Annotated in this window: 14 protein-coding genes and 1 pseudogene; 8 read left to right on the top strand and 7 right to left on the bottom strand. The window is 61.7% G+C overall.

The features are described from left to right. Positions 1-1123 (top strand): glycosyltransferase 87 family protein (locus ACTCHC_RS07895; RefSeq protein ID WP_463021934.1); only part of this gene is annotated, 1123 nt, incomplete at its 5' end. Here ACTCHC_RS07895 and ACTCHC_RS07890 read toward each other — a convergent pair. Continuing rightward, positions 1081-2238 (bottom strand): haloacid dehalogenase-like hydrolase, encoded by a 1158-nt coding sequence (locus tag ACTCHC_RS07890; RefSeq protein WP_463021933.1) that lies wholly within the window; start codon positions 2236-2238, stop codon positions 1081-1083. The two genes, ACTCHC_RS07895 and ACTCHC_RS07890, sit on opposite strands and share 43 nt — an antisense overlap. A 163-nt stretch (positions 2239-2401) precedes the next feature. On the opposite strand from ACTCHC_RS07890, the gene ACTCHC_RS07885 reads away from it, so the two are divergent. From ACTCHC_RS07885 to ACTCHC_RS07860, 6 genes and pseudogenes are all read left to right on the top strand, one after another. After that, entirely contained in the window at positions 2402-3625 is a 1224-nt protein-coding gene (locus ACTCHC_RS07885; RefSeq protein ID WP_463021932.1) for an NAD(P)/FAD-dependent oxidoreductase, read from the top strand. 48 nt (positions 3626-3673) lie between these two features. Beyond that, on the top strand, positions 3674-4381 hold the full coding sequence (locus ACTCHC_RS07880; protein ID WP_463021931.1) for a glutathione S-transferase N-terminal domain-containing protein: 708 nt from the start codon (positions 3674-3676) through the stop codon (positions 4379-4381). 14 nt (positions 4382-4395) lie between these two features. Continuing rightward, entirely contained in the window at positions 4396-5025 is a 630-nt protein-coding gene (locus ACTCHC_RS07875; protein ID WP_463021930.1) for a DsbA family protein, read from the top strand. Between the two features lie 85 nt (positions 5026-5110). After that, positions 5111-5245, top strand: a pseudogene (locus tag ACTCHC_RS07870) (hypothetical protein); the annotation flags it as partial. Beyond that, positions 5222-6877 carry an N-acyl-D-amino-acid deacylase family protein gene (locus tag ACTCHC_RS07865; protein ID WP_463021936.1) on the top strand — a complete coding sequence of 552 codons (1656 nt, stop codon included), beginning with the start codon at positions 5222-5224 and terminating at the stop codon, positions 6875-6877. The pseudogene ACTCHC_RS07870 and the gene ACTCHC_RS07865, both read left to right, overlap by 24 nt. Before the next feature lie 155 nt (positions 6878-7032). Then, entirely contained in the window at positions 7033-8565 is a 1533-nt protein-coding gene (locus tag ACTCHC_RS07860) for an AMP-binding protein (RefSeq protein ID WP_463021929.1), read from the top strand. 76 nt (positions 8566-8641) lie between these two features. Here the strand turns inward: ACTCHC_RS07860 and ACTCHC_RS07855 are convergent, their stop codons facing one another. The 4 genes from ACTCHC_RS07855 to ACTCHC_RS07840 all read right to left on the bottom strand — a co-directional run bounded on the left by ACTCHC_RS07855 (position 8642) and on the right by ACTCHC_RS07840 (position 14509). Beyond that, a complete protein-coding gene (locus ACTCHC_RS07855; RefSeq protein WP_463021928.1) occupies positions 8642-9727 on the bottom strand; it encodes a Zn-dependent alcohol dehydrogenase in 1086 nt (361 codons plus the stop codon). Positions 9728-9910: 183 nt separating this feature from the next. Beyond that, positions 9911-10678 carry a DUF2189 domain-containing protein gene (locus ACTCHC_RS07850; protein WP_463021927.1) on the bottom strand — a complete coding sequence of 256 codons (768 nt, stop codon included), beginning with the start codon at positions 10676-10678 and terminating at the stop codon, positions 9911-9913. A 72-nt stretch (positions 10679-10750) separates the two neighbouring features. After that, positions 10751-11878, bottom strand: a complete 1128-nt coding sequence (gene prfB, locus ACTCHC_RS07845) for a peptide chain release factor 2 (protein WP_463021926.1) — start codon at positions 11876-11878, stop codon at positions 10751-10753. Positions 11879-11956: 78 nt separating this feature from the next. After that, positions 11957-14509 carry a penicillin-binding protein 1A gene (locus tag ACTCHC_RS07840; RefSeq protein ID WP_463021925.1) on the bottom strand — a complete coding sequence of 851 codons (2553 nt, stop codon included), beginning with the start codon at positions 14507-14509 and terminating at the stop codon, positions 11957-11959. Between the two features lie 157 nt (positions 14510-14666). On the opposite strand from ACTCHC_RS07840, the gene ACTCHC_RS07835 reads away from it, so the two are divergent. Further along, the gene (locus ACTCHC_RS07835) at positions 14667-15296 is read left to right on the top strand and encodes a class I SAM-dependent methyltransferase (RefSeq protein ID WP_463021924.1); all 630 of its coding nucleotides are present in this window, start codon (positions 14667-14669) and stop codon (positions 15294-15296) included. On the opposite strand, the gene ACTCHC_RS07830 is transcribed toward ACTCHC_RS07835, so the two are convergent. Beyond that, a complete protein-coding gene (locus ACTCHC_RS07830) occupies positions 15259-16476 on the bottom strand; it encodes an N-acetylmuramoyl-L-alanine amidase (protein WP_463021923.1) in 1218 nt (405 codons plus the stop codon). The genes ACTCHC_RS07835 and ACTCHC_RS07830 overlap by 38 nt on opposite strands. A 104-nt stretch (positions 16477-16580) precedes the next feature. After that, positions 16581-17726, bottom strand: a complete 1146-nt coding sequence (locus ACTCHC_RS07825) for a pyridoxal phosphate-dependent aminotransferase (protein ID WP_463021922.1) — start codon at positions 17724-17726, stop codon at positions 16581-16583. Between the last annotated feature and the right edge of the window lie 83 nt (positions 17727-17809).

Genomic DNA, 17809 nt, shown 5'->3' with positions numbered 1-17809 from the left:
CCTGTTCGACATCCATGCCCAGATCGCCGGCCATGACCCGCTGAGCAGCATGAGCTTTGTCAGCGCCCCCCTGACCAGCCTGCTCTATGCCCCCATGGCGATGCTGCCGCCCAAGATGGCGCTGGTGATGTTCAAGATCGCGGCCACCGCCTGCCTGTGGGCGGCGCTGGTGCTGCTGTATCGGCATCTGCGCCAGATATCGGGCGCGCAGGGCAGCCGGTTCTTTGCCGTCTTCGCGATCTCGGCATTGGTGTTTCAGCCCTTCTGGACGATTTACCGGGTGGGTGGACAGACAACGCCCCTGGTCCTGCTGCTGCTGGTGATCGCAATGATTCTCCATGGCCGCGGGCGGGCGGTGGTCCCTGCCGCCTGCGTGATCGCCGCGGTCGCGGTCAAACCCGTTCTGGCCCCTGGCATGATCTTTCTGCTGGTGATTGCCGAACCCCGGTTGCGGCTGTGGTTGCTGGGTATCGGCGCGGTGGTGGCTGCGGTATCGCTGGCATGGTTCGGACTGGACCTGCACCTGCAACTGGCGCGCAATATTCTGGCGGAAAGCGGGGCCATCACCGAACCCTTTTACAACAGCAACATGTTCACCTGGGTGGAGCCGATCTGGCTGGGCCTGTCAGACTATCAGACCCTGACCGCGATGCCCGGCCCCCTGAAAACCCTGACCAGCCTGCTGCGTCTGGCGGTGATCGCGGCGCTTATCTGGCGCTATGTGCAACTGCGGCGCAGCGATGTGGACCGTGCCGCGCCGCGCCATTTCGCGCTCATGCTGGTGATGGTGATCGCGATGGTCATGACGCCGGTCGCCTGGGCACATTACATCAGTTTCCTGTTCGTGCCGCTGGCCTTCGTGCTGGCCTTCGCGGCACATTTTCCGCGCCCGGCGCGTATCGTGGCCCTGCTGGCCGTGGCCACCTCGCTGTTCCAGCATTTCCTTGTGCAGCGCCTGTATGACAAGATGTTCGGGCTGGACAGCCGTGCCGAGTTGATCGCCATCGGCGCGCTTAAAAGCCTGCCGATGCTGCTGATCGTTGCGCTGATCGTGATCTGGTTCCGGGGCTTTGCCGACAGCTATCGCGCGGCGCGCTGGCCCACCCCCGGGCGCCGGGCATAACGTCCGCGCAGGACCAGCACCAGAACCAGCCCCAGGAACACCCATTCGGCCATGCCCCAGGGAACTGTATCGCCTGCCGCCAGGGCCCCGGCGGGGATCTGCGCCGCCCCCATCAGCGCCACCAGCCCCACATCAAACCCGGCCCGCCATTTCAGCCCCTGCGAATAGGCCAAAGCCACCAGCCACACCACGGCCAGCACGCCGACAAAGCCCCATCCCAGAACCAGCCCGATCAGCCCCGCCAGCACCGGCAGCACCGCCGCCATGATCGTGCCATGCGCCAGCGACACACGGCCTGCCGCGAAGGGCCGCAAACGTCGGAACGGGTGCCCCCGGTCGCTGGCCAGATCCAGCAGATCGTTCATCACATAGGCGCCCGAGGTCATCACGCTGAACGCCACCAATCCCAGCGCCCATCCTTTCAGCGCCGCTGGCGTCAGCCCCCCCTGCTGCGCCCAGATCAGGACCAGCGGAAAGATCATCACCAGATTCAAAATCCACCGCAAGGGATACAGCGCCGCCCCATAGGCCGCCAACGACCGGCCCGTTCTGCCGATATGATCGGTCGGATGACCCAGCGCCGCGGCCCTGGCCCGCAGCCCCGATGCGGCGTTCACGGTGATCACCCGCCCCGCCCCGGCCCAGACCGCCAGATCGGCCGGCGCATCGCCCATATAGGCATAGCCGCCCGGCCCGAATGTTTCCTGCAGAAAGGCGGCCTTGCGCCGCCCTTTCAGATTGTGGCGCGGCCCCGACCCGAAGGCCCGATCGAAGATCCCCAGATGATCGGCAATCGCCTGGGCCAGCGCCTGGTTCGAGGCGGTCACCAGAACCACCTGCCCGCCCCGCGCTTTCCAGTCGCGGATATAGGCCAGCACCTGTTCGTTATAGGGCAGCCGTGCCGGATCGACCTGTGCCATGTCGGCAAGGCGCTGTTTCAGCGCCGCCGGTCCGCCCCGCACCGCCCCCAGCGCCGCCAGTGGCGTGCGCCAGTTCGCCACAAAGGCCGCCCAGAACGATTCATACAGCATATCCGTCCGGATCAGGGTTCCGTCCAGATCCACTGCCAAAACTTCCGGTGTGCCATCCGGGCGGTTTGCCGCATCATCCTGCATCGGATTGATCCCTTTCCTGTAACCTGGGCATCCATAGCGCATCATCGCCCACAGGCGAAGCCCGTATAAACCCGGCGCCGCGCGCCACAGGCAATCGACCACTTGGAACAGGATAGCGCCAGGGCTAAGGTATTTGAGGCTGTATCAGGGAGGAGCAGGCGACATGGACCGGATTGTCATCATCGGGGCCGGGCAGGCAGGGCTGTCCGTTGCCGCGCATTTGCGGGCGAAGAAATTCGACGGCCCGATCACCCTCATCGGCGACGAGGCGACCGCGCCCTATCAGCGCCCGCCGCTGTCAAAGAAATACATGACGGGTGAAATTGATCTGGACGGGTTGCTGCTGCGCCCCGCAAATTTCTATGACGATCAAAAGATCGACCTGATCCTGTCTACCAGCGTGACCTCGATCGACCCGCAGGCCCGGGAAATTTCCATGGGCACGCAGAAAATGGGCTATGACACGCTTGTGCTGGCCACCGGGTCGCGCCCGCGCCTGTTGCCGGATGCGATGGGGGGCGATCTGGGGGGCATTCACTATATCCGCACGCTGGCCGATATCGACGCGCTGAAGACCGAATTTACCGAAGATGCGCGGCTGCTGATCATCGGGGGGGGCTATATCGGTCTGGAAACCGCTGCCGTCGCCGTGACACGCGGCCTGAAAACCACCTTGATCGAGGCCGCCCCCCGCATCCTGCAGCGCGTGGCCTGTGAACAGACATCCGATTTCTTCCGCAGCCTGCATCTGGGCCATGGCGTCGATCTGCGTGAAAATACCGGGCTGGTGCGACTGATCGGCACCGATGGCCGGGTCAGCGGTGCGGAACTGTCCGATGGCAACAGGGTGGATGTCGATATCGTGGTCGCCGGCATCGGCATTCTGCCCGATACCACCCTGGCCGAATCCGCCGGTCTGAAACTGGATAACGGCATCTGGACAGATGCCTTGGGCCGCACGTCCGACCCCAATATCTTTGCAGCGGGCGATTGCACGTCCTTTCCCTGGCGCGACGGCCGTCTGCGACTGGAAAGCGTGCCCAATGCCATCGACCAGGCCAAGGTCGTGGCCGAGGCCATCCTGGGCCGCACCGATCCCTATATCGCCAGGCCCTGGTTCTGGTCGGATCAGTATGATGTCAAACTGCAGATCGCCGGGCTGAACACCGGCTATGACATGGTTGTCACCCGGCCCGCCAGCCGGCAGGGCGCGGTGTCGTTCTGGTATTTCCGTGCCGAAGAATTGATCGCTGTCGATGCGGCAAACGATCCCGGCGCATATATGATGGGCAAGCGATGGATAGAAACGGGAAAGACGCCCGACCCGCTGCAAATCGCCGATGCCGGTGTCGATCTGAAAGCCATCACGGTGCGCGACATTGCCTGAGTGCATGACGCGCAACTGCGATCGGCGCATGTCTCAAAGGATCCGTCAATGATTGAACTCTATTATGCGCCCACGCCAAACGGCTGGAAAATATCCATCTTCCTGGAAGAAGCCGGTATTCCCTATCGGCTGCATCCCATGTCGCTCAAACAGGGCGACCAGTTCAAACCCGATTTTCTGAAAATTGCACCGAACAACCGTATGCCGGCGATAGTGGATACCGCGCCGGCCGATGGCGGCCCCGATTTCGCGATATTCGAAAGCGGCGCGATCCTGATCTATCTGGCCGAAAAATACGGTCGTTTCCTGCCCGCCGATGCGCGCGGGCGCAACACTGTAATCCAGTGGCTGATGTGGCAGATGGCCGGCCTGGGGCCCATGTTGGGCCAGCACGGGCATTTTCATCTGTATGCCACCGAAAATATCCCCTATGCGATCGACCGCTATCGCAACGAGGCCGCCCGGCTGTATGGCGTGCTGGACCGGCAACTGAAGAAAACAGGCGCCCATGTCGCCGGGTCTGATTACAGTATCGCCGACATGGCCTGTTTCCCCTGGGTGATGACCCACAAGGCCCAGGGTTTCACGCTGGACGATTATCCGCATGTGAAACGCTGGTATGCCGATCTGCGGGCCCGCCCTGCCCTGCAAAAAGGTCTGGCGGCAGGCAAGCTTGATCCTCTCAAGGGCGACGGTTTCGCATCCGAGGAAGACCGCCGCCGCTTTTTCGGCATAAGCCCGCAAGCCGGAAACTGAAGGAAACGAACACCATGACCAAAGTCGAATTTTTCTATGATCTGACCAGCCCCTGGACCTATCTGGCCTATGACAGCATCCTGGACATGTCCGCGCGTCTTGATGTGCCGATCATCTGGCGGCCGCATCTGGTGGGCGGGGTCTTCAACGCGGTCAATCAGGATGTCTATAAACGCCGCGACACGGATACACCGTCACGCAAGATGACCTATGCGCTGTACAAGGATCTGGGTGACTGGGCGCGCTATCAGGGATTGACCATCAATTTTCCCCCAAAGGCGGGGCATCCGGTGAATGCCGTGAAATGCATGCGCGGCGCTATCCATGTCCAGCAGCAGGGCGGTGATCTGGCGGCCTATAACACGGCCATGTTCCAGGCTTTGTGGCGCGACGGTCTTGATCTGGCGCAAGACGCCGTGCTTGCGGATATTTGCACCGGTCTGGGGATCGAACCAAACGCCTTTTTACGCGCAATTGCCGAGCAACCGGTCAAGGACGCCCTGCGCGCGAATACAGACGAGTTGATCGAGCGCGGCGCTTTTGGCTCCCCGACCATATTCGTGAACGATACCGACATGTATTTCGGCAATGACCGTATGGTGCTGGTCGAACGGGCGATCATGAACGACCGCGCCGGTACCTGACTGGCACGCCAAAATAAAAGTAAGGTTGACATATCATCTGCGTGCACTGATAATGTAATCAACCAGACACAGGACTCGCCGCGATACGTTGCGTAACCTGCCCGACACCCAGGAGGAGGACATCATGGATATCGTCATCAGAGGCGGAACCGTCTTCGACGGCACCGGAAGCCCCGAATTCGAGGCCGATATCGGCATCACCGACGGGATCATTACCGCCATCGGCAAGATCAGTGACAGCGGCAAAGAAGAAATCGACGCCTATGGCCAGATCGTCACGCCGGGCTTTGTGGATATCCACACCCATTACGATGGGCAGGCCGTCTGGGACAGCCATCTTGCGCCCTCTTCGGTTCATGGTGTGACCACGGTATTGATGGGCAATTGCGGCGTCGGCTTTGCCCCCTGCAAACCGGGTGATCGTGACCGGCTGGTCGAATTGATGGAAGGCGTCGAGGATATCCCCGCGCCAGTCATGAATGAAGGTCTGGATTGGAAATGGCAGACCTTCGCCGAATATCTGGACCGCATTGAACAACAGCCCCATGATCTGGACATTGCCGCGCTGGTGCCCCACGCACCGCTTCGCGTTCATGCGATGGGCGCACGGGCCAGCCATCTGGACGTGGCCACAGATGCCGAGATCGCGGAAATGCGCGCACTTGCACGTGATGCCGCACGCGCCGGTGCATTTGGCTTTTCGACCTCGCGCACCGTCAGCCACAAGACCCTTGCCGGCGAATACATGCCCACCTTGCGGGCGCAGGAAAAGGAACTGACCCAGATTGCCCTTGGCATCCGCGAAGGCGGCGGCGGGCTGATCGAACTGGTCTCGGACTGGGAACTGGGCCACGCCAATGAATTCGCCATGATGCGTCGCGTCGTGGAAAATTCCGGCCTGCCGATGGTGTTCTCAATGAACCAACGCAATGCCGAACCCGATAAATGGAAGATCGTGGTCGAGGCCTGCGACCGCGCTGTTTCCGATGGTCTGAACATGCGCCCGGTCTTTCCGCCCCGCGCCATCGGCGTGATGATGGGCCTGTCGTCCACGCAAAACCCGTTTTCGGGCTGCCCGACCTATAAATCAATTTCCCACCTTCCGCTGACCGAGCGGGTCAAGGCCATGCGCGACCCCGAAATCCGCGCGAAGATCCTGTCGGAAGACCCTGTAAAGGAAAGCACTTTCCCGTTGATGCATCTATTGGGATACGACTGGATGTTCCCGCTGGGCGATCCGGTCGATTATGAACCCAAACAGGAAAACTGCATTACCGCCATCGCCGCGCGCGAAGGCCGCAGCGCGCCCGAAGTTGCCTATGACATCCTGCTGTCGGATGAAGGCCGCAACTTCATCTATGTCGCGATCGTGAACTATGCCTCTTACGATCTGTCCTTTTCCGAAGCATTGCTGGCCAACAAGAATGCCATCGTCGGGCTGTCGGATGGCGGGGCGCATGTCGGCTTCATCTCGGATGGCGGGTTCCCGACATTCCTGCTGACCCATTGGGGCCGTGACCGCGCGACCGGAAAACTGCCCCTGGCCGAACTGATACGCCGCCAGACCAGCGACACCGCCCATACGATGGGCCTGTATGATCGCGGCGTGATCGGGCTGGGCAAGAAGGCCGATGTGAACGTGATCGACTTTGACAGGCTGGCGCTTAAACGCCCCTATCTGCGGGCTGATCTTCCCTCGGGCGCCAAACGCTTTTTGCAGGATGCCGAAGGCTATACCGCGACGATAAAGTCCGGGGCGATCAGCTATCGCAATGGCGAAAGCACCGGCGCGCTGAAAGGCGTGTTGTTGCGCGGCGGTCCACGTGCCGCAACGGCCGCAGCCGCCGAATAGAAGCATGACGCTGCGCCACTGTTCGGCGCAGCCTTTTGCAGACCCGTCAAGGCAGGGCTGTGGCCCGGCCTTGACAGTGGCAAGGACCGATAAAATCGGTGTTTTAATTTTTGGCACTTTTGCCTAGTGTGGCGCGGAATCACAGGGAAGAGACCATGCCAACAGAACACCTCGCAACCGGCTTTCATACCCCGGATGAAACGCTCAGTGCCCGTGAAATGCATGACTTCGCGTCGCGCGCGGCCAGCGGCTTTCGTTCGCTGGGTATCGTCGAAGGCGATGTCGTCGCAATCTTGATGCGCAACGACCTGCCCTTCCTGCAGGCCATGATCGGGGCCAATATCTGCGGCGCCTATGCAGTGCCGGTGAACTGGCACCTGGCCCCTGCCGAAGTGGACTATGTGCTGAAAGACTGCGGCGCACGCGTTCTGGTCGGTCATGCCGATCTACTGCACTCTATCCGCCAATACGTTCCCGATGACATGGTCCTTCTGTCGGTGTCCACCCCGCCGACCATCGCCGGGATATACAAGGTTTCGCCCGAAAACGCTGCCAATCCAGCCGGGGCGCAGGATTGGTATGGCTGGGTCAAGACGTTTCAGCCCTGGGATGGCCCATCACTGCCTGTGCCGGGCTCGATGATCTATACATCGGGCACCACCGGCAAGCCCAAGGGCGTGAAGCGCGTCCCGATGGCCCCTGACGCCCTGCGCCGCTATACCGAACAATTCAAATCCGTCTACGGCGTGGATGAACATATCCGCACGATGATCTCGACGCCGCTTTATCACGCCAGCCCCAATTCCTTTGGCCGCTTCGCCATGATGGGCTCGGATTTCACGCTGCTGCTGTCGAAATTCGATGCCGAAGAAATGCTGCAAATGATCGAAAAGCATCGCATCAACAACATGACCACCGTGCCCGCGGTCTTTGTGCGCCTGCTGAAGCTGCCGCAGGACGTGCGCGATAAATACGATATGTCCTCGCTGAAATGGATCAGCCATACCGGCGCCGCCTGCCCGCCCGAGGTCAAGAAGGCGATGATGGATTGGTGGGGTCCGATCATTCACGAAACCTATGGCGGCACCGAGGTCGGCATGGCTCTGCATTGCAACCCGCAGGACTGGCTGTCGCATCCCGGCACCGTGGGGCGCACCGTCAAGGATTGCGACATCAAACTGTATGATGACGATGGCAACGAGGTGAAACAGGGCGAACCCGGCGAGATCTACGTCAAGAACGATGCCTTTCCCAATTTCACCTATCTCAACAGCCCCGAAAAACGCGCCTCGGCCGATCGCGGCGGTTATGTCAGCATCGGCGATGTCGGCTATTTCGACGCGGATGGCTTTTTGTATCTGTGCGACCGCAAATCGGACATGGTGATTTTCGGGGGCACCAATGTCTATCCCGCAGAAATCGAATCCGCGCTGGTGCAGAATCCCGGTATCGCGGATTGCGCGGTGATCGGCATTCCCGACCCCGATTTCGGCGAGGTGCTGATGGGCTATGTAACCCGCGCCAAGGGCAGCACCGTCACGGCCGAGGAATTACAGAAATGGCTGTCCGACAAGATCGCCGGCTACAAGATCCCCAAGAAATGGGAATTCGTCGATCAGCTCCCGCGTGAGGAAAGCGGAAAGATCATGAAGCGCAAACTGAAAGAGCTGCACAAACCCGCCGCGTGACGCATGACGCCAAGAATAAAAGGGCCATGTCCTTGGACGTGGCCCTTTACCGATTCAGTCAGACCCCCGGAACGGATCAGTCGAACACGATCACATTGCGCAGGATCGACCCTGTCTTGGTCGATTTGAACGCCTCGTTGATCTCTTCCAGCTTGTAGGTTTTCGAAACCAGCTCATCCAGCTTCAGCCGGCCCTGCTTGTACAGCGACACAACCTTGGGAATATCGATACCGATATGGAATTCACCCATTTTCGACCCGGCAATGGTTTGGCCCATCGACACCATCCCCACCGGTGAGTATTCCGCGCGGTCCTTGGAATCGGCCAGACCGATGATATAGGCCTTGCCCAGCTTGGCCATCAGGCCCTGTGCCTGCTCGATGGCAACCTTGGACCCCACGGTGACAAAGACATATTCCACCCCGCGCCCCTCGGTAAGATCCTTGACCTTCTGCGCAAGGTCGTTGTCACGGGCATTCAGCGCATGCGTCGCACCGAAGCTTTTGCTGATCTCGCCCTTTTCGTCAGAGATATCGATACCGATGATGGTCTTGGCACCGCCGATGGCCGCACCCTGCACCGCGTTCAGACCCACGCCGCCCAAACCGATGATGGCCACATTGGCCCCGACCGGCATCCGCGCCGAATTCCAGACCGCCCCCAGCCCGGTGATCACACCACAGCCCATCAGGCTGGCTGTCACCAGGGAAATATCCTTGGGAATGGCGCAAACCTGGCTTGCGTTCACAGTGGTATACTCGGCGAAGGCACCGGTGCGAATGCCCTGCTGCACAGGCTCGCCCGCCGCATCCTTGAAGGGGCTGGAACGGTCCAGCGGAAAGACCGACTCGCAATGCACATGATGCCCCTCGACACAGGTATGGCAATGTCCGCAGGATGCGATCAGCGTGACCACCACGTGATCGCCCGGTTTCACATTCGTCACACCCGGTCCGACAGATTCGACCACCCCGGCCGCCTCATGCCCCAAAATCATCGGCGGCTTTGCGGTAAGCGCCCCGCCGGTGTGGAACCAAAGATCGCTGTGGCACACGGCACAGGCGGCGATCCTGACCTTGACCTCATTATCCGAAGGCTCGGCCACCTGCACATTTTCGATTGTAATCGGTCCGTTGAACTCACGGATAACGGCTGCTTTCATGATACTCTCTCCCTTGATAAATCCGCTGCTATCACAAGACGAAACCAATGGAATCTTTTTTTGTCCCTCGCCCGGCGTCATCCATATCTTTTCCCATCACCTTGGCGCAAATACTCTCGCCGAAGGCACCGGGCCGCATCAGCGGCCAGGAATGAATTGACGCGCGCAGCGCGTCGCATCCGGCTATCCCAGCACCCGGCGATATAGATGCCAGGTGGCATGCCCCAGCACCGGCAAAACCACCAGAAGCCCCGCAAAGCCGGGAAGCATACCGACGAACAACAGCGCCGCAACGATCATCGCCCAGGGGATCATCGCGCCCAAATTCTCGGTCACGCTGCGAAAGCTGGTGATCATGGCGGTCACGAAATCCACCTCGTGATCCAGCAGCAGCGGCAGGCCGGTGACGGTAATGGCAAAGATCAGCGCCGCCAGCGCCCCGCCCACCAGCGTGCCCACCCCCAGCATCATCAGCCCGTTTGCCGTCAGAAACACCTCATGGGAACTCGAAATATTCGTCATCGTGCTCAACCCCAGAAACAGGGCAAAGATCATGTGGCCGATAAAGGTCCAGAACAGCAGGATCAGCACGATGATCGCGCATAGCGAGGGCAGCTGGCGGTTTTTCTGGCGCCAGATCACGCCCAGAATTTCGCGCCACTGCAACGGCTGCCCGGCCTCGCGCCGGCGGCTGATCTCATAAAGGCCCACGGCGGCAAACGGGCCCAGCAGCGGAAAGCCGAATACCGCAATACCCAACCAATAGATCTGACCGGTGGCGCGGGTAAACCACCACAACCCCAGCCCGATCAGAACATAAAACCCGCCGAAAAACAGCCCGTATCCCGGCGCTGCCAGAAAATCACGCCATCCCTGCGCCAGTGACTGGCCGATATCCGCCAGCGTCACATGCCGGATTTCGGGCCGGTACGGCCCTGCAATATGTGTCATTCTTTCCTCCCTCGACCGCCCTTTGGGCGTTTTGGAGAGAGTTTAACCCGATTGACGGGCAATCAGGCAAGATCAGTCGGCACCCTGCGCCTCGGCGCGGCTTTTGCCAGACACGTTCAGCGCCAGCGTCGCGGCCATGAACCCGTCCAGATCACCATCCAGCACGCCCTTTGTGTCAGAGGTCTCGTAGCCGGTACGCAGGTCTTTGACCATCTGATAGGGCTGCAGCACATAGGACCGGATCTGGTTGCCCCAGCCGGCATCGCCCTTGGCCTCATGCGCCTCGTTGATGGCAGCGTTTCGGCGATCCAGCTCCATCTGATACAGCCGTGATTTCAGGGCCTTCATCGCAATATCGCGGTTCTGGTGCTGCGATTTCTCGGAACTGGTCACCACGATTCCGGTTGGAATATGCGTGATGCGCACCGCGGAATCGGTGGTGTTCACATGCTGGCCGCCCGCACCCGACGACCGATAGGTATCTATGCGGATATCAGAGGGGTTTACCTCGATCTCGATATTGTCATCGACCACGGGATAAACCCAGACCGAGCTGAACGAGGTGTGTCGTTTTGCCGCGGAATCGAAGGGCGAGATACGCACCAGCCGATGCACGCCGCTTTCGGATTTCAGCCAGCCATAGGCATTGGGGCCGGAAATCTTGTAGGTCGCGGATTTGATCCCCGCCTCTTCGCCCGCGCTTTCGGATTGCAGTTCGACATCGTAACCCTTTTTCTCGGCCCAGCGCACATACATGCGCGCCAGCATATTGGCCCAGTCGCAGCTTTCGGTGCCGCCCGCACCCGCATTGATTTCCAGAAAGGTGTCATTGCCGTCGGCCTCGCCATCCAGCAGGGCTTCCAGTTCTTTCTTTGCGGCCCTGTCGGCCAGCGCCTTCAGCGCGGCCTCGGCCTCGGCCACCACGGCTGCATCGCCTTCCATCTCGCCCAGTTCGATCAGTTCGATATTGTCGGACAGGTCCTGGGCGATACCGTCATGGGTTTCCATCGCATCGACCAGCATCTGCCGGTCGCGCATCAACTTTTGCGCGGCGGTGGGGTCGTTCCACAGATCGGGGTCTTCGACGCGGGCGTTGAATTCTTCCAGCCGGTAAGGCGCGGTTTCGACATTCAGGCGCTGCGCCAGCAGGGCCAGCGATTTGCGGATGGCATCAATGGTGTTTTGCGTATCGGCACGCATGGGCGGCAGGCCTTTGGGTTGGATCGGTCAGATGGCGGTGATACAGGGTCGGGCCGGGTCGGGCAAGTCTGCCCGCCCCTAATACAGCCCACCAGACGACACAGTGCCAAAGGTGGCTTTTGGGCCCACCGTGGCCTTTTTACCTGTCGAGGTCGTCACCTCTTCGCCGTCATCCACCTCGCCCGGGGCGTATAGCGGCAGGTTCGATCCCATCGCAAAGCCGCCGTCGATCATCGCAGCCATGCCGAACAGCGGGTCTTCGCCATCGCGGAAATATTCGGCCACCACATTTTCGCCCGCGGCCCCGTCGGCCAGGCGTTCGCCGGTAAACCGGTCGATCTTGATAAAATGCCCACCCGGCGGCACGCGGAACGGCCCGCCGCCATATTTTTCGGTTGCCGCCTGCATGAACTGGTTGAAGACCGGGCCGCACATCCCGCCCCCCGATGCGCCCCGCCCCAGCGGTTCGGGCTGATCGAACCCGATATAGCAGCCCGCAACGATATTGGATGTGAACCCCACGAACCAGACATCCTTGGCGTCATTGGTGGTGCCCGTCTTGCCGGCCGTGGGCACCGGCAGGTTCACGGCGCCCGCCGCCGTTCCGCGCTGCACCACCCCTTGCAGCATAGAGGTCAGCTGATAGGCGGTGATCGCGTTGATGACCCTTTCACGGTCCGACACGATGCGCGGGGCGGCGCCGGCATCCAGCGACGCCACCTGACAATCGGCGCAGCGGCGCGGATCATGGCGATAGATCGTGCGGCCCCAGCGGTCCTGCACCCGGTCCACCAGCGTGGGCTCAACCCGTTCGCCGCCATTGGCGAACATCGCATAGGCCGCCACCATGCGGAACAGCGTGGTTTCCTGGCTGCCCAGTGCATTGGCCAGATAGGGATCAAGCCGGTCATAGACGCCAAAGCGTTCGGCATATCGGGCGACGGTTTCCATCCCCACCTCTTGGGCCAGGCGCACCGTCATCAGGTTGCGCGACCGTTCGATCCCGGTGCGCAGCGGTGTCGGCCCATAGAATTTCTGCGAGGCATTCTGTGGCCGCCAGATCTCGCCACCGGATTCGATTTCGATCGGCGCGTCGATGATGATCGTGGCCGGGGTGAAACCGCTGTCCAGCGCCGCGGCATAGACAAAGGGCTTGAAGCTGGAGCCCGGCTGACGCGTGGCCTGCGTGGTGCGGTTGAACACCGATTGCTGATAGGAAAACCCGCCCTGCATGGCGATCACCCGGCCGGTGTTCACATCCATCGCCATGAACGCGCCCTGGATCCTGGGCACCTGCCGCAGCGACCAGCGCACGAACGACCCGTCGCTGTCCTTGGTGATCTTGCGCACATGCACGACATCGCCCACGGCAACCAGATCATCGGCCCCCTTGGCACGCGGCCCCAGCTTGCCATCGGCATTCAGCTTGCGCGCCCAGGTCACGTCGGATGCCGGTATCCAGTTGCCCTCGGCGCTGTCGGGCATGTCTTCGATGCCAACACGGGCCTGTCCCTTGGACAGTTCCAACACCACCGCCGGATACCAGCCGTCGATATCGCGCGATACATCCACGGCCCGCAATGCCGTGCGCCAGTCGTCTTCGGCTGTCAGCGTATCAGGGGCAATAACCTGCCCGGTGCCGCGCCAGACACCGGCGCCCCGGTCATAGCTTTCCAGCCCGTCGCGCAGGGCACGCGCGGCCTGAACCTGCATATCCGGGGCAATGGTCGCGCGGATGGTCAGCCCGCCGCCAAAGAATTCGTCCTGCCCGAAATCCTTGCTCAACTGCCGGCGAATTTCATCCGTGAAATAATTGCGCGGTGGAAGCGTGGCGCGAAAGGGCGGGAAATCGCCATTCTGCACGGTCTGCAGCGGCGCATTGCGGGCGTTCTCATAGGTGGCAAGGTCGATAAATCCGTTTTCATGCATCTCGCGCAGCACGAAGTTACGCCGCTCCAACGCGCGCTCCATTGCGCGCACGGGGTGATAGGTCGACGGCGCCTTGGGCAGCGCGGCCAGATAGGCGGCCTCTTGCGAGCTCAGCTCGTCCAGCGTCTTGTTGAAATAGGTCTGGGCGGCGGCGGCCACACCGTAAGAATTCTGGCCCAGGAAAATCTCGTTCAGATACAGTTCCAGAATGCGATCCTTGGACAGCGTATCCTCGATCCTGGTGGACAGAATCAGTTCCTTGATCTTGCGCTCGCCGGTGCGGTCGCCCGACAGCAGGAAATTCTTGGCCACCTGCTGGGTGATGGTCGATCCGCCACGCAATGTCTGGCCGCGGCTTTTGATCACGTCGAACGCCGCTGACAGCATCCCCCGCGCATCATAACCGCGATGCTGATAGAAATTCTTGTCCTCGGCAGAGATGAATGCCTGCTTCACCAGATCGGGAATTTCGTCGGCCGGGGCGTAAAGCCGCCGTTCCTCGGCGAATTCGTCGATCAGGCGGCCTTCACCCGAATAGATTCGGCTGATGGTCTTGGGGGTATAGCTGGCCAGTTCTGCATGATTGGGCAGATCGCGCGCATACATCCAGAACACCGCGCCGATCACCAGCGCGACCAGCGCCACGCCGATCGTGACAAAGCTGAACAGCGCGCCCCAAAAAGACAGAAATATCCTCAACAAGCCCGCATTCCTTTTGTCTTGACCCCGCCCTTATAGGGCTGGCCGCGGACCGGGTCAAAACTTACGCCCCGTCCAATGGGCCGAAACATGCCATTGCGCCCATCACGATATGGCGAGGGGCTTGTGCGCGGGCGCGCCGCGCTATAGCGGCTGTTGCATGCGCCCTGATGACATCTTGACCACCTATGCCCGCATCGCCGCCGGTTTCGATCGAAACCGCGACAAGACCCTGTTCGAACGTCCCTGGCTGGATCGGCTTCTGGCCCATGCCGTGGGGCGCGAGGTGCTGGATCTGGGATGCGGCACCGGTCGCCCCATCGCCGCCTATCTGACCGAACGCCGCGCCCATGTCACGGGTGTGGATGGCGCAGCGGAAATGGTGACGCTGTTCGCCCGCAGCCTGCCCGGCGCAACGGCAGTTCAGGCCGATATGCGCGGTCTGGATCTGGGCCAGAAGTTCAACGCGATCCTGGCCTGGAACAGCTTTTTTCACCTGTCCCCGGATGACCAGCGCGCGATGTTTCCGGTCTTTGCGGCCCATGCCGCGCCGCGCGCGGTGCTGATGTTCACATCCGGCCAGACCGCCGGCGAGGCAACCGGCCAGATCGAAGGCGAACCGGTCTATCACGCCAGCCTGTCGCCCGAAGAATATCGCGACCTTCTCGCCGCAAACGGGTTCGAGGTGATCGCCTTCACCCCCGAAGACCCCGATTGCCGGGGTCATTCGGTCTGGCTGGCGCGTCTTCGACCTATTGCCGCAAAAGACCGGCCTGCGCCGCGTCGCTGATCGCCCAGGCCTGCAACCCCTGCGCGATGCCTTGTGCCGCACGCGCGCGCCAGTCGGGATCGGTCAGGTTGGCCAGATCACGGGCCGATGACAGAAAGCCAAGTTCGACCAGCACGGACGGAATATCGGGGGCCTTGAGAACCGAAAACCCGGCCGTCAGGCGGGGCCGCTTGTGCAGCCGCCCGATCCGGGCGCGCAACCCTTCGACCAGCGCATCGGCCAGTTGATCGGCGCGCGGTGCGGTTTCGCGCCGGGCCAGTTCCATCAGCACATTGGCTACCACGTCATCCTTGTCTTTCAGATCAACCCCCGCCAGCAGGTCGGCGCGATCGTGGCGCTCGGCCAGTTTTTGCGATGCCTCGTCCGATGCGCTGTCCGACAGGGTATAGATCGTGGCACCGCTGGCATTGCCTTCGGGCACGATATCGGCATGTAGTGAAATGAACACATCGGCACGGGCGGCGCGCGCGATCGAGATTCGCGCTTCCAGCGGCACGAAACTGTCATCCGACCGGGTCAGCGCCACCTCGTGCCCCGCGCGCAGCAGAACCTCTTGCAGCTCCAGCGCGAAGGTCAGCATCAGATCGGCCTCGCGCACCTGATCGCGTTCGGCGCCTGGATCAATGCCGCCATGGCCCGGGTCCAGCACCACACGCAAGGGGCGGCTGCCATCCTGGCGCTTGCGCGGCGGCGGCAGGTCCTGGGCCTTGGGCAACCCCCACAAAACCGATTCCGGCGTCGATACCCGGGTTGCAAACTCTGCCATGCTGACCGGCGCAAGGGCCAGGTTCAGCACCGCCCGGCCCGTCACATCATCGCGCCGCATCACCGCCGACTGGATGTCGAATGGCCCGGACATCTGCACCACCATCCGCGACCAGCCCGGCCGCACCGGCCCGGTCTGCACCGCGACAACCCTGTCACCGCTGGCCAGCGCCGGCGCATCGACCCCGGCCCAGTCGATTTCCCGGAAATCGGCAACCAGCCGCGGCGGGTCGGCCAGAAGCCGCAGCCGATAAGGCACGGGCTGGCTCAGATCCAGCCGCAGCACGATTCCCGCCCCGTCATCGCGCAGATACGACGCCGCCGCATCAACCCGCGCCAGCGCCGACAGTTCCTGGGCCCGCGCCCCGATGGCCGAAAGCCCGACCAGCAGGCACAGCCCCATTATCCTTGCCATTTGCCGCATTTGTCCGTCCCTGCCCGACCGAAAAATCTTCCAGAAGATTTTTCGCACGAAGAAAATTCGTGAATTTTCTTCTTCTACCACCCCGCGCGGCCGTATCACAGCCCGCGCGCGGCCATGAAACGTTCCAGCCGCGCCAGCCCTTCCACGATATCCTCTGTCGCCCGCGCATAGGAAAATCGCAACATGCCCGCGCCCCGCGCCGGATCGAAATCAAGGCCCGGCGTCACCGCCACACCCGCCTTGTCCAGAATCTCGGCCGCAAGGGCGCGGCTGTCATCGGTCAGGTCCGACACATCGGCATAGATATAAAAGGCCCCGTCGGGCGGCGCGATCCGGTCAAAGCCCGCGCGCGGCAAGCCATCCAGCATCAGGCGGCGATTTTCCCGGTAAACCGCCAGATTGGCCTGCAATTCCGCAGTGCAATCCATCGCCGCCAGCGCCGCAACCTGTGCCGCATGCGAGGCGCAGATGAACATGTTCTGGGCCAGTCTTTCGATCACCCGCACATGGGCCTGCGGCACCACCATCCATCCCACGCGCCAGCCAGTCATGGAAAAATACTTGGAAAACGAATTGATGACATAGACATCGTCGCTGATTTCCAGCGCGCTGACGGCACGCTGTTCATATTCGATACCGTGATAGATTTCGTCGGAAATGAACGCCGCCCCGCGCGCCTGACAGGCCCCGATCAGCGCCGCCAGCGCATCGCGCCCCAGCATCGTGCCGGTGGGATTGGCCGGCGATGCCACCAATAGCCCGGCCAGCCCGTCTGGCAGATCGCCCGGCACCGGCTGCAAACGGTTTTCCGATGATGTTTCGATCAGATCCGGCACCAGCCCCAGCGCGGTCAGGATATGCCGATAGGACGGATAGCCCGGCGCGCCGATGCCGACCCGGTCACCGGTGTCGAACAGCGCCGTAAAGGCCAGCAGGAACGCCCCGGACGATCCGGCGGTGACGATCACCCGTTCCGGATCAAGATCGACATCATACCAGTCCCTGTAATGGATTGCGATCCGTTCCTTCAGTTCCGGAAGCCCGGTTGCGACGGTATAACCCAGCGCATCCCGCCCCATTGCCTGCACCAGCGCCGCGCGCGCATCGGCGGGGGCTGGCGTGCCCGGCTGGCCCACCTCCATATGGATGATATGGCGGCCTGCCGCTTCGGCGCGGGCGGCGGCCTGCATCACATCCATCACAATGAAGGGATCGACAACGCCGCGTCTTGAGTTCCGCATCTTCCTCTCCCAGACTGGGGCAATGCGGTTTTTTCAGCACCGGTCGGCACAGTCAAGACATCCTGCACGACGCCGTTGGGCGG

This window comes from Actibacterium sp., from assembly GCF_055134745.1.
The sequence above is the reverse complement of the archived record's forward strand: the minus strand, read 5'-3'. Positions and strand labels throughout refer to the sequence as shown.

Excerpts from the sequence above, each read along its gene's own strand:
- ACTCHC_RS07890 (WP_463021933.1), bottom strand. The coding sequence starts at position 2,238 with ATGCAGGATGATGCGGCAAACCGCCCGGATGGCACACCGGAAGTTTTG.
- ACTCHC_RS07885 (WP_463021932.1), top strand. The coding sequence starts at position 2,402 with ATGGACCGGATTGTCATCATCGGGGCCGGGCAGGCAGGGCTGTCCGTT.
- ACTCHC_RS07880 (WP_463021931.1), top strand. The coding sequence starts at position 3,674 with ATGATTGAACTCTATTATGCGCCCACGCCAAACGGCTGGAAAATATCC.
- ACTCHC_RS07875 (WP_463021930.1), top strand. The coding sequence starts at position 4,396 with ATGACCAAAGTCGAATTTTTCTATGATCTGACCAGCCCCTGGACCTAT.
- ACTCHC_RS07860 (WP_463021929.1), top strand. The coding sequence starts at position 7,033 with ATGCCAACAGAACACCTCGCAACCGGCTTTCATACCCCGGATGAAACG.
- ACTCHC_RS07855 (WP_463021928.1), bottom strand. The coding sequence starts at position 9,727 with ATGAAAGCAGCCGTTATCCGTGAGTTCAACGGACCGATTACAATCGAA.
- ACTCHC_RS07850 (WP_463021927.1), bottom strand. The coding sequence starts at position 10,678 with ATGACACATATTGCAGGGCCGTACCGGCCCGAAATCCGGCATGTGACG.
- prfB (WP_463021926.1), bottom strand. The coding sequence starts at position 11,878 with ATGCGTGCCGATACGCAAAACACCATTGATGCCATCCGCAAATCGCTG.
- ACTCHC_RS07835 (WP_463021924.1), top strand. The coding sequence starts at position 14,667 with ATGCGCCCTGATGACATCTTGACCACCTATGCCCGCATCGCCGCCGGT.
- ACTCHC_RS07830 (WP_463021923.1), bottom strand. The coding sequence starts at position 16,476 with ATGGCAAGGATAATGGGGCTGTGCCTGCTGGTCGGGCTTTCGGCCATC.
- ACTCHC_RS07825 (WP_463021922.1), bottom strand. The coding sequence starts at position 17,726 with ATGCGGAACTCAAGACGCGGCGTTGTCGATCCCTTCATTGTGATGGAT.